The organism is Nocardioides sp. (assembly GCF_034670285.1).
In the GTDB taxonomy this organism is placed as follows: Bacteria; Actinomycetota; Actinomycetes; order Propionibacteriales; family Nocardioidaceae; genus Nocardioides.
Genome location: NZ_JAXMNS010000029.1, coordinates 1 through 15,024, shown reverse-complemented (window position 1 = coordinate 15,024; position 15,024 = coordinate 1). Strand labels below are relative to the sequence as shown.

General features: G+C 70.6%; 14 protein-coding genes and 1 pseudogene. 10 read left to right on the top strand and 5 right to left on the bottom strand.

The features are described 5' to 3' along the window. Positions 1–456: 456 nt before the first annotated feature. Positions 457–1,296 (top strand): PHP domain-containing protein, encoded by an 840-nt coding sequence (locus VOI19_RS02750; RefSeq protein ID WP_323791426.1) that lies wholly within the window; start codon positions 457–459, stop codon positions 1,294–1,296. Positions 1,297–1,320: 24 nt separating this feature from the next. Here VOI19_RS02750 and VOI19_RS02745 read toward each other — a convergent pair whose 3' ends face one another. Both VOI19_RS02745 and VOI19_RS02740 read right to left on the bottom strand, forming a co-directional pair. Continuing rightward, entirely contained in the window at positions 1,321–2,316 is a 996-nt protein-coding gene (locus tag VOI19_RS02745) for an NADP-dependent oxidoreductase (protein ID WP_323791425.1), read from the bottom strand. A gap of 100 nt (positions 2,317–2,416) precedes the next feature. Further along, positions 2,417–2,698 carry a Fe-S cluster assembly protein HesB gene (locus VOI19_RS02740; protein WP_323791424.1) on the bottom strand — a complete coding sequence of 94 codons (282 nt, stop codon included), beginning with the start codon at positions 2,696–2,698 and terminating at the stop codon, positions 2,417–2,419. A gap of 110 nt (positions 2,699–2,808) precedes the next feature. Between VOI19_RS02740 and VOI19_RS02735 the strand changes: the two genes are divergently transcribed. Further along, positions 2,809–3,690 carry an oxidoreductase gene (locus VOI19_RS02735; protein ID WP_323791423.1) on the top strand — a complete coding sequence of 294 codons (882 nt, stop codon included), beginning with the start codon at positions 2,809–2,811 and terminating at the stop codon, positions 3,688–3,690. After that, positions 3,675–4,790: a DNA glycosylase AlkZ-like family protein gene (locus VOI19_RS02730; protein WP_323791422.1), complete on the top strand. Its 1,116-nt coding sequence runs from the start codon at positions 3,675–3,677 to the stop codon at positions 4,788–4,790. Before VOI19_RS02735 ends, VOI19_RS02730 begins: the two co-directional genes overlap by 16 nt. Here VOI19_RS02730 and VOI19_RS02725 read toward each other — a convergent pair. After that, positions 4,777–6,060 carry a peptidylprolyl isomerase gene (locus VOI19_RS02725; protein ID WP_323791421.1) on the bottom strand — a complete coding sequence of 428 codons (1,284 nt, stop codon included), beginning with the start codon at positions 6,058–6,060 and terminating at the stop codon, positions 4,777–4,779. The genes VOI19_RS02730 and VOI19_RS02725 overlap by 14 nt on opposite strands. A 173-nt stretch (positions 6,061–6,233) precedes the next feature. On the opposite strand from VOI19_RS02725, the gene VOI19_RS02720 reads away from it, so the two are divergent. Next, entirely contained in the window at positions 6,234–6,503 is a 270-nt protein-coding gene (locus VOI19_RS02720; protein WP_323791420.1) for a hypothetical protein, read from the top strand. 221 nt (positions 6,504–6,724) lie between these two features. Beyond that, positions 6,725–7,078: pseudogene (locus tag VOI19_RS02715) on the top strand (sortase domain-bontaining protein); the annotation flags it as partial. Here VOI19_RS02715 and VOI19_RS02710 read toward each other — a convergent pair. Then, positions 7,059–7,868: an alpha/beta fold hydrolase gene (locus tag VOI19_RS02710; protein ID WP_323791418.1), complete on the bottom strand. Its 810-nt coding sequence runs from the start codon at positions 7,866–7,868 to the stop codon at positions 7,059–7,061. The pseudogene VOI19_RS02715 and the gene VOI19_RS02710 overlap by 20 nt on opposite strands. 44 nt (positions 7,869–7,912) lie before the next feature. Here VOI19_RS02710 and VOI19_RS02705 point away from each other — a divergent pair, with 44 nt between their 5' ends. From VOI19_RS02705 to VOI19_RS02690, 4 genes are all read left to right on the top strand, one after another. After that, on the top strand, positions 7,913–9,196 hold the full coding sequence (locus tag VOI19_RS02705) for a peptide synthetase (protein ID WP_323791417.1): 1,284 nt from the start codon (positions 7,913–7,915) through the stop codon (positions 9,194–9,196). Positions 9,197–9,365: 169 nt separating this feature from the next. Further along, positions 9,366–9,959, top strand: a complete 594-nt coding sequence (locus VOI19_RS02700; protein ID WP_323791416.1) for a hypothetical protein — start codon at positions 9,366–9,368, stop codon at positions 9,957–9,959. Positions 9,960–10,133: 174 nt separating this feature from the next. Further along, positions 10,134–10,793, top strand: a complete 660-nt coding sequence (locus VOI19_RS02695; protein ID WP_323791415.1) for a sigma-70 family RNA polymerase sigma factor — start codon at positions 10,134–10,136, stop codon at positions 10,791–10,793. Next, positions 10,790–11,236, top strand: a complete 447-nt coding sequence (locus VOI19_RS02690) for a hypothetical protein (RefSeq protein ID WP_323791414.1) — start codon at positions 10,790–10,792, stop codon at positions 11,234–11,236. The genes VOI19_RS02695 and VOI19_RS02690 overlap by 4 nt, the downstream gene beginning before the upstream one ends. A 25-nt stretch (positions 11,237–11,261) precedes the next feature. Here VOI19_RS02690 and VOI19_RS02685 read toward each other — a convergent pair whose 3' ends face one another. Continuing rightward, positions 11,262–12,545: a S8 family peptidase gene (locus tag VOI19_RS02685; protein WP_323791413.1), complete on the bottom strand. Its 1,284-nt coding sequence runs from the start codon at positions 12,543–12,545 to the stop codon at positions 11,262–11,264. A 73-nt stretch (positions 12,546–12,618) separates the two neighbouring features. On the opposite strand from VOI19_RS02685, the gene VOI19_RS02680 reads away from it, so the two are divergent. Then, a partial coding sequence (locus VOI19_RS02680) for a CHAT domain-containing protein (protein WP_323791412.1) occupies positions 12,619–15,024 on the top strand: 2,406 nt, incomplete at its 3' end.

The following is a 15,024-nucleotide window of genomic DNA, read 5'->3' as shown; positions in this document are numbered from 1 at the left end:
TTTCCCGAAACGCTTTCATTTGCGAAATCAATATTCGTAGGGGTGTTTACCCTTTCTAAACCACTAAAATCTATAATGTTTGTGATGTCGTCAAAATGGGGCCCCGAGCGCGCGACGTAGGAGCGCGGTTGGGGGAGCGAAACACCGCCGCCCGCCGCCCCGGACCCCTGGCGGTGCGGTCGTGTGTGGCTCTATGCTTCGGCTACACGCGGGTCATCGTAGGGATACGAACAGCCGAACATTGATTCAGCGCCACCGGGTCCGCAGGCCGTTCTGCGGGGAAATGCTTAAGCGCTTTACCGGATGCCTCCTTGATGAAGCCCAGCTGTACTGCATGGGCACACGGCTAGGGCCTTGCCTGCTGTGCTCGTTCGTGTGCCGTACCCGACCTAACCCGGTGCAGCATCTCGTGCAACCTCATCCCGGTCTGACCGCAAGCACACCTAGGCTGCAACTGTGTCCCTGCCAGCCGACAGCCACGTGCACACCCAGTTCTCCTGGGATGCGCCGAACGGCGACATGCTCGCGACCTGTGCCCGGGCGATCGAGGTCGGTCTCCCAGCCGTCGCCTTCACCGAGCACGTCGACCACACGGTCCTGCAGGTGAGTCGCGAGGGCCTGGACCCCGATCACTTCCTGCTCCAGCTCCGGGAGTCGGACGGCACCGTCACCCCGCCCGCCTTCGACGCCACCGGCTACCTGGCAGCCGTTGCCGACTGTCGTGAGAGGTTTCCGCAGCTCCGGATCCTCAGTGGACTCGAGCTCGGGGAGCCGCATCGGCACGTCGAGCAGGTGGCCGCGCTGCTGGGCGCCGGCGACTCCGACCGTGTCCTGGGTTCGCTCCACACGCTCCCGCACGCCGATGGCTACGCCGAGCCGCCCGGGCTGTACACGCACCGCGCGCCGGGGGAGGTGCTGCGCAGCTACCTGGCCGAGGTCGCCGCCCTCGTGAGCGGCACCGACGTGTTCGAGGTCCTGGCTCACGTCGACTACCCGGTGCGTTCCTGGCCGCAGGTACGCGGCCCCTTCGAGCCGAGCGAGTTCGAGGCAGAGTTCCGTCACACGCTCGGCGTCACTGCCTCGAGCGGTCGTGTGCTCGAGATCAACACCGTCGTGCCCTTCCACGCACTGTTGCTGCGTTGGTGGCGCGAGGAGGGCGGTGCTGCCGTCACGTTCGGCAGCGACGCCCACGAGCCGAACGACGTCGCGCGTGGCTTCAGAGACGCCGTCCAGCTCGCCGAGGCCTGTGGCTTTCGCCCCGGGCCCCGGCCGTACGACGTCTGGGGACGCAGCTGACCTGGTTCTGCTGCGCGCTCGAGCTCAGAGGCGAACGAGCATCTTGCCGAGGTTGGCTCCCGTGCCGAGACCGAGGAAGGCCTCGACGGTCTGGTCGAGGCCGTCCACGAAGGTCTCCCGGGTGACGATCTCGCCGGAGGCGATCCACGGTCCGACGGTCTTGTAGAACTCGCTGGTGATGTCGCTGTGGTCACTGACGATGAATCCGCGCAGCGTGAGGCGCTTGGAGATCGCCATCATCAGGTTGCGCGGGCCCGGCGGCACCTCGGTGGCGTTGTAGGCCGAGATGGCGCCACAGAGCGCGAGCCGCCCGAAGTCGGCCATGTGGAAGATCGCGGCCTCGAGGTGCTCACCACCGACGTTGTCGAAGTAGACGTCAATCGGGGCGTGCTCGGCCAGCTGCTTGGCCACCGGTCCGGCCTTGTAGTCGAAGGCGGCGTCGAAGCCGAGCTCGTCGGTCAGCCAGGACACCTTCTCGGCCGATCCGGCCGAGCCGATGACCTTGCCGGCGCCGAGCTTGCGGGCGATCTGGCCGGCGATCGAGCCGACGGCTCCAGCAGCACCCGAGATGAAGACGGTCTCGCCCTCCTTGAGGCCGGCGACCGCGGTCAGACCGGCGTACGCCGTCATCCCGGGCATCCCGAGAGCGCCCAGGTAGGCCGAAGCGGGCGCGACCGACGTGTCGATCGGGCGCACCGCGCTGGCGGGCAGTACGGCGTGCTCGCGCCAGCCGAGTCCGTGCATCACGTGGGTGCCGACCGCCACGCTCTCGGACGTCGACTCCTCGACGACTCCGACGCAACCGCCGTCGAGCGGCGCGTCGACCTGGAACGGCGGCACGTAGGACTTCACGTCGTTCATCCGACCGCGCATGTAGGGGTCGACGGACAGGACGGTGTTGCGCACCAGGACCTGGTCGGACTCCAGCGCGGGGAGCGTGGTCTCGACGGTGCGGAAGTTCTCGGGAACAGGGGTGCCGTGGGGGCGGGAGGCGAGGTGGATCTCGCGAGTGGTGGTCATTCGATCGATCCTGCCAGGCCTGCGAAACCCGCCCAAATGCCGCGGAGCCCCGGCCCCTCGATGAGGGGCGGGGCTCCGTGTGAAGCGTCTGCGGTCTCGCTCAGGGCGCGACGGCGAGGGCGAACTCGACCTGGCCGCTGTCGTCGACAGCCGCGTCGAGGATCTTGTCGTCGAGGACGACGGCCGCCTGCTCGTCGAGGTAGACCGTGGCTCCGGCCTGCTCGACGACCTGGTCGGCCGGCTCGCCGCCGTCGGCGGCAGCGATGGCGAACGACGACTGGTCGCCGTCAGCGGTGATGCGAAGTCCGGCGGTCTCGGGGAGACCGGGCTGGGTGGTGATCTCGCGGACGATCGTGCTGGCGTTCTCGGTGAGGGTGAGCATGGCTCGCCTTCCGGTTGAAGTTCAGGACCACTCCACCGTGACTGACATGGCGTACTCATTCAAGTCGGCGCCTTCCCCGGGAGTGTCGACGACCTGACAGGGTGGGCGCCATGACTGCCACCGCGGACCTCACCCCGCGACAGGACGGACGACGTTTCGTCGTCACGGGTGCCAACTCCGGGGTCGGCCTCGAGACCGCTCGTGCCCTCGCCGCAGCCGGGGCCACGGTCGTGCTGGCCTGCCGCAGCATCGAGCGCGGCGCCGAGGCTGCTCGCACCCTGGTCGGAGATGTCGAGGTCGCGGCGCTCGATCTCTCCGACCTCGCCTCCGTCCGGACGTTCGCCCACCAGGTCGGCGACGTCGACGTGCTGGTCAACAACGCGGGCGTCATGGGAATGCCGTTCACCCGCAGCGCCGACGGCATCGAGCTGCAGTTCGCGACCAACCACCTCGGCCACTTCGCCCTCACGAACCTGCTTCTCCCGCGCCTGCGAGACCGGGTCGTCGTGGTCAGCTCGATCGCTCACCGCAAGGGCGACCTCGACCTCGACGACCTCGACTGGACGCGCCGCAGCTACTCCGGCTTCGCGGCCTACGCCCAGTCGAAGCTCGCGAACCTGCTCTTCCTCGCCGAGCTCCAGCGTCGGCTCACCGCGGCGGGCTCGACCCTCCGCGCGACCGGCGCCCATCCGGGCAGCACCGCCACCGGCATCACCGGTCACACCGGCAACCGCTGGGCCACCGCCGTCGGCGGGTGGGGTCACGGGCTCGTCGGCATGACCCCGGCGCAGGGAGCGCTGCCCACCCTGCACGCCGCCACCCGGGACGTCCCCGGCAACACCTACCTCGGCCCGGACCGCCTCCGCGAGACGCGGGGGAGGCCCACCGGGGTCGGCCGTAGTCGCGCTGCCCTCGATGCCGAGCTCGCGGGAGCGCTGTGGGCCAGGTCGGAAGAGCTCAGCGGCGTACGCTTCGGGTGGGGCACCAGCTGATGGGTGCCGGGCCGCACCGGCTCAGCCGCGCCGACGCGCGGCGCATCATGGTGCGCGCCCAGCTGCTCGACGTCGACCGTCCCACCGACCTGCTGGACGTCGTACGTCACCTGACCCTGCTGCAGCTGGACCCGACGGCCGCAGTGGCCCCGAGCGCCGACGTCGTCGCGTGGAGTCGACTGGGTGCTCGCTACCGACCTGAGCACCTGCGCGACGCCCTGGACGAGCAGCGACTCATCGAGGTGCGGCAACGCGCCCGACCCCGCGAGGACGTGAGCCTCTATCGCGCCGAGATGGAGGCCTGGCCCGGTGACGGGCTCGGCACCGACCTGACCGCCTGGCAGATCGAGGCCGAGGCCTGGGTGGAGGCCAACGACGCGTGCCGCCGCGACGTCATCGAGGCCCTGCGACAGGACGGTCCGCTGCCCCTGCGCGAGCTTCCCGACACCTGCGAGGTGCCGTGGCGCTCGACGGGCTGGACCCACCACAAGAACCTGCGCCGGATGCTCGACTTCCTGGTCGCCCGGGGTGAGGTCGCCGCCGCAGGATGGTCGGGGCGCGACAAGCTCTGGGACCTCGCCACCCGCATCTATCCGGACGACCCGGTCGTGCCGGCCGCGGAGGCGGCTCGCGAGCGGGCCGTGCGACTGCACGCCGCGCTCGGGCTCACCCGCCCCGATCGCGCGCACCCCGTCGGTGAGCCGGCGGTCGTCGACGGCGTCCCGGGCAGGTGGAGCGTCGATCCCGCGCAGCTCGACGCGCTGGCGTCGCCCTTCGTCGGACGGACCGCGCTGCTGTCACCACTCGACCTGCTGATCCGCGATCGCCTGAGGATGGAGACGCTCTTCGAGTTCGACTACGCCCTCGAGATGTACAAGCCCGCCTCCCAGCGGCGGTGGGGCTACTGGGCCATGCCGATCCTGGTGGGGGACCGCCTCGTGGGCAAGCTCGACGCCCGGGCGGACCGGACCGAGGGCGCCCTGGTGATCAACGCCGTGCACGAGGACGCGCCGTTCGACCGGAGCACGGCAGCCGCGGTCGACGCCGAGATTTCGGCGCTGGCCGACTGGCTAGGGCTGGAGCGGGTCAGCCGACGTTGACCGCGCTGATCCGCACCGTCGTCTTGGGGGTGCCGTCGCCGCCGCCGCCCTTGACTCCGGCCTTGGCAACCTTCGACAACACCTTGAGCCCGGCGGGGGAGATGGAGCCGAAGACCGTGTACGACGCCGGCAGCGGCGAGTCGTCGTAGACCATGAAGAACTGCGAGCCGTTGGTGTTGGGCCCGGCGTTCGCCATCGCCAAGGTGCCCTTGTCGTAGGACTCGGTGCCCTCGAGCTCGTCGGCGAACGAGTAGCCCGGGCCACCCGCGCCAGTGGCCGTCGGGTCACCGCACTGGAGCACGAAGATGCCGGTCGTCGTCAGTCGGTGGCAGGTCGTGTCGGAGAAGTACTCCTGGTCGGCGAGGGAGAGGAACGAGTTGACGGTGCACGGGGCAGTGGAGGCGTCGAGGGTGATCGGGATCGCGCCTACCGTCGTCTTGATCGAGACGTCCACGGACTCGGTCTCGCTCGGCTCGGACGGCGGCACGTCGGCCGATCCGGAGCCGTCGGCGTTGTAGGTGCAGGTGGCCTCGGTCGCCGGGGACGTCGGCTGCGCGGGGTCGCCAGGCGTGGAGTCACCGATTTCGACGAAGCCGAGGTCGACCGCCTGGGCCGGGGCGCCGTCGCCGCTCTCGTCCTCGGTTCCCGCCTCGGCGATGCTGCGCAGCACCTCGAGCCCGTCGGGGCTCACCTCGCCGAACACGGTGTAGGCCGCCGGCAGCGGAGAGTCGTCGTAGACCAGGAAGAACTGCGAGCCGTTGGTGTTGGGGCCCGCGTTCGCCATGGCGAGCGTGCCCGCGGGGTAGGTCTCGGCGCCGCTGAGCTCGTCGGCGTAGGTGTAGCCGGGGCCACCGACGCCGCTGCCGCCCGGGTCGCCGCACTGGAGCACGAAGATGCCGGCCGTCGTCAGCCGGTGGCACGGGGTGTTGTCGTAGTAGGCCTGGCTGGCCAGCGAGGTGAAGGAGTTGACCGTGCACGGGGCGGACGCGGCGTCCAGGGTGACCTCGACGTCGCCCTGGTTGGTCTCCAGCGTGGCCTCCACGCTGCCGTCGTAGGCCGCGTTCTCGGCGGGCGCCTCGACCTCGGTCTCGGCTGCCTGGGCGTCGGCGTACGAGCAAGGAGCGCCGTTCGCATCGACCGGCTGGGGGGCGTGGGTGCGGCTCTCGCCGTCCGACCCAGGAGCGGCAGCGGTGTCGGTGTCGCAACTGCAAGCGGCCGCCACGAGCACCAGGGAGAGTGCAGCCACGGAGCCGCTCATTCGCTTCAACATGGCGCTGATCGTAGGGGAGTTGGCTGTGCCGGGCGCGAGCGGCCGTACCCCAGGGGGCCGGGCCTCGGAGTAAAGATTCGGCAATCGGTGCTCGTTGGGACCTCGGAAGTGAGAGACTGTCAGGACCCCCGCCAGTTCCAGGAGATCCCCCCATGATTCTTCGACTTGTCGCTTTGCGTACCCAGCTCAGCCTCACCCTCGGCCGAGACGCTCGTCGTCTCCGTCAGGTCGCCCGTGCCCCCGGCATGGCGACCACCGACGACATCGAGCTGCTGCTCCGCGCCCACGGCGTGCCCGAGCGCCTCGTCTGGGACGCCGTCGACCGTCTCGCGGTCGGTCGCGTCACGGCTCCGGTCGCCTGGGCCTACGCGATGGAGTACGACGGCACGACGTTGGCCGAGATGCTCGTCTCGTCCAGCGACCGTTACTTCTCCGGTCTCTGAGTCTCGGACGCCCGTTCCTCGGAATCGTCTGACAAAGCTTGTTCCGGCCCGTAGCCGCGCCGATTCTCGTAGTTGACGGACCAATGCTCGTCTCCGCAACGCCGTGAGGATCGTCCGGTGCCTGCTACGTCTCCGTCCCGCCGGATGCTCGCGCTGAACGGCAAACGCGTCCAGATCGAGGGTCGAGCCCGACCGGGCGCGAGGGCGGCACGGGACCCGGGGGAGTGGACAACTACCAGGTCACCGGCCACCGGACGTCCTCGACGCGCATCTTCGAGTTCCTGCCCGACCTCGACCGCGGCGACCGGATCATCGTCCGGGCAAGCGGTGTCCGCTACGTCTACGAGGTACGTCGTACGCGCATCACGTCGTTCCGCGAGCCCGCCTCGCTGCGCGAGCAGCGCGCGGCCGTGCCGGGCAAGCCCGGGGTCGAGCCGACCCGGGCGATGATCACTCTCTCCACGTGTCGCACGCAGGAGGATCACGCCGAGGGCAACTACTGGTCCGACGAGTTCGACAACCCCGAGAACCGGATCGACAAGATCGGGGTGCTGGTCAGGACGCGCCCGGTGTGACGTGGGCGGCCAGCAGCTCGGGCCACTCCTCGATCTCGTCCGAGGTCGCCGCGACCACCAGCTCACTGCACGGCAGCAGAGCGTGCAGCTCCTCGGCGGTGCTGAGGGGGTGCGACGGGTCGTCGGTCCACGCGAGCACCAAGGTCGGCACCGACAGGGCGGCGATCGCTGCACGCTCAGGAAAATCTGCCGTCGCAGCGCCGCGCAACACGGTGGGCAGCAACGCCTCGGCGACGTCGGGCACGGTCCGCGGCGCGCCGGCCGCGGCCGGCGGCGGGAGAGCGGCATCTCCGAGCGCGACGAACGCCGCGATCCCGTGGTCCTCGATCAATCTGGCTCCGGCCTCGTAGGTGGACGCCTGCTGACGTCGGGTCTCCCAGGCCGTCGGGGGAACCACCAGGGTCAGTCCGTCGAAGCGGGCGGGCGCGACGGTCGCAGCGTGGAGCAACGTGCCGGTGCCCATGGACGGACCGACACCGTGCACCGACTCGCCCGGGAAGACGTGGTCGAGGAGGAGCAGCAGGTCGTCGGCCAAGCGGTCCCACCGGTAGTCGTCGGCGACCAGACGGCCTGACGACAACCCGTGTCCGCGGGCGTCGTACCTCAGCACTCGCGGGGCACCGTCTCGGGTGCCGTCCATCGCCAGACCTCGACCCAGGTCGAGGCCGAGCGTGCGGTCGCGGGCCCGGCTCGAGGTCAGTCCGTGCAGCTGCACGACAGCGGGTCCCGTGGCGTCCTGCCCACGCAGGTCGAAGTCGATGACGGCACCGGGAACGCTGAGTGAAGACACGGGGGACTCCGGAGACAGGTGGACGAGCGCCCTAGGATACGGCGATGCGGCTGACCAACGTCGCCCGGATGGGCTTGCCGCACGGACGGCTCCACAGCTATGGCGTCCGCGTTGAGGAGGTCCGAGGCGAGCTGCCGATCTCGTTCGACCAGGAGCGCCACGTCGCACTCGGCGAACGCCCCGGGTCGTGGATGGGCATCGCGTTGCGACTCCCGAGTCCGACAACCCTCGAGCGGCTCGCTGAAGCGTGGCTCGCTGTCGTGCGTCGGCATGGCACTCTGCACAGCGTCTTCACCACCACACCCGACGGCGAGCTGACTCTTCACGACGTCGAGGTGGGCGCAGGGGAGTGGACCGAGCACGAGGTCGCTGCAGGGCGGCTGACCCGCGACGTGCTGCGCGAGGTCCTCGACGCGACGTGCACGCCGTACGCCTCGCCGTCGCACCGGCTCTGCGTCGTGGAGCCCGACGACGACCGCCCAGCCGTGGTGATCGGCTCCGACCACGCACATGTCGACATGTGGTCGTTGCTCCTGCTCGTACGCGACCTGCTCGCCGAGCTGGCGGACCCGACGCCCGGCGCTCGTCCGCCGGCGAGCCGTGGCTTCGAGGAGCACACGGCAGCACTCGCCGCGCGTCCGCCGGCACCTGATGACGTACGACGGCGCTGGGCCGAGGTTCTCGAGGCGTCCGGGGGAGTCATGCCCTGCTTCCCGCTGCCGCTCGGCGACGTGTCGGTGCTGCGCCCCGAGGTCGTGGAGGTGCGCGACGTCCTCGACTCGCGTCAGGTCGCTCGGTTGGTGGCAACCGGCCGCGATCACGGGGTGCGACTGCTGCCGATGGTGGTGGCCGCGATGACCGAGGTGACGGCCGAGCTCGCAGATCAGCCGCTGCGGGCGGTGTTCCCGGTGCACAGTCGTCACGACGAGGGCTGGCACGACTCGGTGGGGTGGTTCATCACCAACGCCGTGCTGGAGTCCGACGACCCCGAGCCGGCTGCGTGCGCGGGGGCGGTCAAGGAGGCGATGTCACTCGGGTCGTGGCCGTTGGCCGACGTGCTGGCGCCGTACGGCGGGATGCCAGCGGCGCCGGGCATGTTCGCCATCTCGTGGCTGGACCTGGGACGACTGCCGGTCGCCACTGATCCGGCGCTGGCGCCGCAGTTCGTCGGCTCGGTGATCGAGACCGACGGCGTGATGCTGTGGTTCGTCCTGAACGAGTCCGGCCTGCACCTGCGGTGTCGTCATCCCGACACCGAGCAGGCGCGCCAGTCGGTGGGGCGGTGGCTGGACGCCGTCGTCGCTCGGCTCGGCCAGATGTCGTCCTGAGAGCGGTCCACCTGTTCACTACCTGACATAATGTCACTTATCGGCGATGCCACGATGAGCTACAACGGTGTCGAAAAAGAATCTGGCGTCATCGGTATCAACTGAACCTGCGACGGCTCTTCCTTGGTGATCGCGTGCCACCGGGTGCGCACCGAGGTGAGGAACCATCATGCAGAATCGAGCCAACAACGTGGTCGCAGCCGCCGCCGTCGCCAGCGGCCTTTTCGCGGTGGGCGCGGCCGCCGTCGCCAACGACGGCACCGGAAACCCGCAGGGACGCGGCGAGAGCGTCGCAGCCAGGGCTGCCGAGGGCGTCACTCGATGTGACGGCGGCCGTCACATCAACCTGAAGACCCGCATCAACTCCACGCCGTTCACCTTCAGCGAGACGGGAGTCGACTCCGCTGACCAGCAGGTGCCCGGGATGGTCGTGACGTTCAGGGGCCCGCGCAGGGGAACCGACGCCTTCCTCGTCACCTTCTCGGCCGAGTCGCAGCTCAACGGTGCCAACAGCAGCTCCGACTGGATGGGCATCGAGACCCACCTCGACGGCACCCCGATCCAGCCCTACACCGCTGCCGGCGACGTCTACGCGTTCACCAGCACCGACCTGTGGCAGAGCAACTCGGCTCAGTTCTGCGTGCGCGTCGGCAAGGGCAAGCACCAGCTCCGCGTGCAAGCCAACCTGCACGACGGCGCCAGCGACAGCACCCTCAGCGGCTGGCTCGACGACGCCACCATGAGCGTCCTGCGCTTCGACTGAGAAGCCGTCACACCGTCGCGGCCGCCCGACCCGGTGCTCCCCTGCCACCGGACCCGGGTCGGGGGCCGCCACGTGACCTGTTCTCGACGTCGCACCGAAGGGAGACTCACCGTGCACCGCACCACGCTCGTGTGCCACGCCTCGGAAACGATTGCGCCGCACCCTGCCCTGGGTGTGGACTGGAGCTCGCCGACAGAGAAGCGCGAGGGCCACGAGATCGAGACACCGACGCTGGAGCACCTCGTCCACCGCGCCAGGAGCGGCGACCAGTCGGCCTGGGACGACGTCGTCGAACGGTTCCTTCCGCTCGTCGGGTCCGTGATCTCACGGCACCGCCTGCACGGTGCCGACGCCGAGGACGTCAACCAGACCGTCTGGCTCAGGCTCGTCGAGCATCTCGACGACCTCCGCGAGCCGGCAGCGCTCCCGGGGTGGATCGCCACCACGACCCGCCGCGAGTGCTTGCGCACCCTCGATCGATCCCGGCGCACCAGCCCCTCGGACCCCCAGGAGTCACGGGTCCTCGAGACCGCCGATGACGCGTTCGGAGGCTCGGTGCCGCAGGACCTGGATGCCGGTCTGCTGTCCGCAGAGCTGCTCCACGCCCTGCGCGACGGCTTGGCCTCACTCCCGGAGGCACGTCGCGAGCTGTTGCTCCTCCTGCTCCACGATCCGCCGATCCCCTACCAGCAGATCAGCGCCCTGCTCGGCATCCCCGTCGGCAGCATCGGGCCCACGAGGGCCCGCGCGCTTGAGCAGCTCAGGCACACGCCGGCCCTGAAGCTGCTCGACTCCCCCGCCACGACCACGTCCGATCATCGGAGCACCTCATGAGCACCCCCCAGGACGACGACCAGCTGATGGCACTCCTCGCCGCAGCACAGCAGGAGGTCGCCGAGGTCAGCGACACCTCGCGCGCTGCCGCCCGCGCGGCGTTCGCCTGGCGCACCATCGACGAGGACCTGATGCAGCTCACCTTCGACTCACGGCTCCAGGACGAGGTGCTGGTGCGCGGCTCCGTCGAGGGAGCCACCGTCGTGGGCTTTCAGGGTGCCGACTTCTCGCTCGAGGTCGAGCGCGACACCGGCGAGCTGATGGGTCAGGTCGTGCCGGCCGCGAAGTGCCGCGTCACCCTGGTGACCCGCGCAGGCGACGTGCTCACGGTGCATGCCGACGAGACCGGCTTCTTCGTGCTCCCGCTCTCCGCCGACGGGCCCTACCGGCTGCGGGTCCAGCTCGGCGAACGCGTCGAGAGCACGACCTGGCTCGACCTCTGAGTCAGGCCGCACACCCAGCGGCTGCTCACGGCAGCGACAGGAACGGACCGACCCCCGGGACGGCGTGCGCTCGCGACTCGGCCAGCACCTGCTCCGCAGCATGGCGTGCGCTGAGCCCCGTCTCGCCCATCCGTGCCGCGATCAGGCCCACGACGACCGGGGTCGAGAACGACGTGCCGCTCCACTGGGCCATGCCCTTGAAGTGGCGTACGTCGCCGGCGTGCGGCGGCTCCGAGCAGGTGTAGGTCCCGACCGGGAAGGCGTTGACCAGGCCACTCCCCTGGGCGCTGACGTCGACCCAGCTGCCGTGGTTGGAGTAGTCGGATCGCGCGCCGGAGGCGTCGGTGGCCCCCACCGAGACGGCCCAGGGGAATGCGGCGGGCCAGAAGGGCGCCCGGGTGCTGTCGTTGCCGGCGGCAGCGACGAGCACGGTGTTCTTGACCTGGCTGAGGTACTTCTCGTAGAACACCTGGAAGGCCAGCGACGCGGCGTGGCCACGGGTCACCGTGCCCGCCGACAGGTTGATGATGTCGGGACCCAGCGCCATCGTCTCGACGAGCTGGACGACCATGTTTCCCTCGAACGCCGCCCCGCCGTGCGTCAGGAACCCCTCGACACGCACCTCCGTCGCGGGGGCCACGCAGCGCACCACACCGGCGATGAACGTGCCGTGCCCGGCGTAGGGATGGATCGCGGTGGGGTCGATCGTCTCCGCATCACCGGTGACACCCTTCAACCAGGGCGACACCCGGCTCGTGGCTGCGTCCGGCCACCACCCCGTGTCTACCACCGACACCAGCACCCCGCGGCCGGCGTCCTTCTCCTTCGAGACCGCCGGCACCGGCTTATGACTCGGTGGCTCATCCGGCTCGGTCGCCGGGCAGCAGCGACCGCCGCCCACGGCACACACGTAGAGCACGTGGTCGGGGGTCGCCACGCCGGCGCCCAGGGCGGCGTCGAGCCGCTCGAGCACCAACGGCACCTCCTCGCCGGTGAGGACCTCGAGCAGGGTCACCCCACCGACCAGGCTGTCGAGCACGCGAGCCTGCTGGTCGAGCGCAGCCGTGACGCGCACGACATCCTCGTCACGCACCAGGATCGCGCCTCGGCGGTAGAGGTAGAGGTAGTCAGCGACGTCGTCGCTGTCCGGCGGCAGAGCCACACCGACGTTGTCGCGCCCCATCTCCGAGCGGATGATCTTGACCTGGGCGCGCACCCGCTCCCGTTTCTGCTCAGGGCTCAGCGGCGCGTTCTCGCCCTTGCCACCTCGGCGCGGGCGACGGGGCTTGTTTCCGTGGGATGTCTCCATGAAGTCTCCTCGGTCGATCCCCATGAACCCGGCTAGGCTAACGACCCAGCCGAGGTGATGTAAGGGGTCGTCGGTGGGACCGACAGCGGCGGCACAGGTCGGCGAGGCACTTCTGGCGCTCGCGCTGTCCCGGCCGGACGACGCCTTGCGGCGCTCGAGTCACCTGATCGCCGGCTCCCCCGACACCGGGACGGCGAGCTACGCCCACCAGGCGGCCGGCATCGTGCACCGCGATCGCGGCGACACCGACACGGCCCTGAGCGAGCTGCGAGTCGCGCTGTCGTACGCCGTGAAGTCACGGGACGACGCCCGCATCACCGACGTGCGCGCCACCCTGGGAGCGACCCTGGTCGCATCGGGCCGCAGCGTCGCCGGTCTCACGCAGCTCGACCTGGCCGAGCAGCAGGCCGCAGGTCTGCTGCGTGCGCGAGTCCTGCTTCGCCGTGCCCACTCGCGCTTCTCCCTCGGCTGGCACGTCGAGGCGTTGGACGACCTCCAGGACGCCGTGGTCACGTTCCGCAAGCACGGCGACGAGCTCTGGGAGGCGCGCACCCTGGCCAACCGGGCGCGGATCCACCAGGCACGCGGGTCGTTGATGCGCGCCCAGCAGGACGCCGCCGCGGCTCAGCAGCTCTTCGCCCGGCTCGACCAGCACCTCGAGCAGATCGATGCGTTGCACACGCTGGGCGCCATCTCGTTCCTGCGCGGTGACCTGCCGCTGGCCCTGACACAGTTCGACGAGGCCGCCAAAGGCTTTGCGGGCACCGGCGTGAGTCCGGCGAACTTCGTGCACGACCGCTGTCAGCTGCTGCTGATGGCCGGCCTCAACGACGACGCGCTCGAGGTGGCCGAGGATTGCTTGCGCGACCAGCCGCTCGTCGCCGTCGAGCGCGCCCACCTCCTCCTGATCTGCGCCACCGCCGCCTTCGCGGTGGGTGACCTCGACTTGACCACCCGGCGGGCCCGCACGGCACGCACGGCGTTCACCCGGCAGCACCGGCCGTGGTGGCGACTGCTCAGCGACCTCCTGCTGGTGCAGGTCGCCTGTGCAGCCGGAGGGCGCGGAGCACGCTTGTCGCAGCTCTCCTCCCGGGTCGCCGCAGAGCTCGTGGAGTCAGGGGCCGACGAGGCCGCCCTCGCCCTCCTCCTTGCCGGCGACCTCGCCACGGACCATCAGGACGCCCAGGCGCACTACCTGGCAGCGGCTCGCTATCGCCGCCATCCCTCGGCCGTGCTGGCCGCCACCGGGTGGTTGGCCCTGGCCCGACTACGGAGCCTCACGGGGTCCTCCCGCGGCGTGCTCTCCGCGGTCGAGCGGGGCCTCGCGGCTCTCGACGAGCATCGAGCGCGACTCGGCAGCACCGAGCTGCGCGCCCTCTCGACCCAGCACGGCAGCGAGCTGGCCGACCTGGCCGTACGTCATGCCGCCGCCACCGGTGGGCCGCGACGGCTGCTCGCCTGGAGCGAGCGGTGGCGGGCCACCGCACTGGCGCAGGCGCCCGTGCGTCCCGGCGACGACGAGGTCGATGGTCTCGACGCGGTGCGCGCCGCCCAGCGGTCCCTGGACGAGGCTTTGCGCGACGGCGACGACCCGACCGAGATCGCCCGTGAACGCCGAGAGCTGGAACGCCGGGTGCGTGCCCAGCGCCACAGCCTGGCCGGACGCCGCCCGCCGACACCGCCGACACCGCGGCCGGGCGTGCCCGAGGTGCTCGACGCGCTCCGCGATGGCCCCGACGGCTGCACCACGCTCGTGGAGCTCGTGGTCGTCGACGGGACCGTACGCGCGTTGGTCGCGCGCGCCGGACGCGTCCGTGGCTTCGTCGTGGGCCCGGTGGCCGAGGCGACCGACGCCGTCCGAGCGGCTCGGTTCGTGCTCCGCCAGTCCGCTCGCGGACGTCCAAGCGACCTCGTCGGCCTCGGCGCACGCCTCGAGCGCACCCTGCTCGGCCCGGCCGCCGACGCGCTGGGGGAAGGTCCCGTGGTGGTCTCACCTCCCGCGCACCTCCACGCCACGCCGTGGGGGCTGCTGCCGAGCCTGGCTCGACGACCCCTCAGCGTGGCCCCGAGCGCCGCCACCTGGGTGCGGGCCGGACAGCGCGACCCGGCTGGACACACCGGGCTGGTGCTCGTCGGGGGGCCGGGGCTTCCCTCCGACGGTGCGGAGATCGACGTGCTTGCCGCCGAGAACCCGGGAGCGACGCTCCTTCGTGGAGCCGACGCCACGGTCGACGCCACGCTCGCCGCGCTGGACGGCGCCCTGCTGGCCCACGTCGCCGCCCACGGACACTTCCGCTCCGACAGCCCGATGTTCTCCTCGCTGTCGCTCGCCGACGGACCGCTGACCGTGCACCACCTCGAGCTGCTCCACCGGCCCCCGCACCGCTTCATCCTCTCCGCGTGCGACTCCGGGGTGATGGTGCCGGTGGGCGCCGACGAGCTGCTCGGACTCTCGGCTGCCCTGTTGTCGTTGGGCACC

What these genes read in the sequence shown, in the direction of transcription:
- VOI19_RS02735 (WP_323791423.1), top strand. Translation starts at nt 2,809, where the DNA reads ATGACTGCCACCGCGGACCTCACCCCGCGACAGGACGGACGACGTTTC.
- VOI19_RS02740 (WP_323791424.1), bottom strand. Translation starts at nt 2,698, where the DNA reads ATGCTCACCCTCACCGAGAACGCCAGCACGATCGTCCGCGAGATCACC.
- VOI19_RS02700 (WP_323791416.1), top strand. Translation starts at nt 9,366, where the DNA reads ATGCAGAATCGAGCCAACAACGTGGTCGCAGCCGCCGCCGTCGCCAGC.
- VOI19_RS02745 (WP_323791425.1), bottom strand. Translation starts at nt 2,316, where the DNA reads ATGACCACCACTCGCGAGATCCACCTCGCCTCCCGCCCCCACGGCACC.
- VOI19_RS02725 (WP_323791421.1), bottom strand. Translation starts at nt 6,060, where the DNA reads ATGTTGAAGCGAATGAGCGGCTCCGTGGCTGCACTCTCCCTGGTGCTC.
- VOI19_RS02685 (WP_323791413.1), bottom strand. Translation starts at nt 12,545, where the DNA reads ATGGAGACATCCCACGGAAACAAGCCCCGTCGCCCGCGCCGAGGTGGC.
- VOI19_RS02705 (WP_323791417.1), top strand. Translation starts at nt 7,913, where the DNA reads ATGCGGCTGACCAACGTCGCCCGGATGGGCTTGCCGCACGGACGGCTC.
- VOI19_RS02690 (WP_323791414.1), top strand. Translation starts at nt 10,790, where the DNA reads ATGAGCACCCCCCAGGACGACGACCAGCTGATGGCACTCCTCGCCGCA.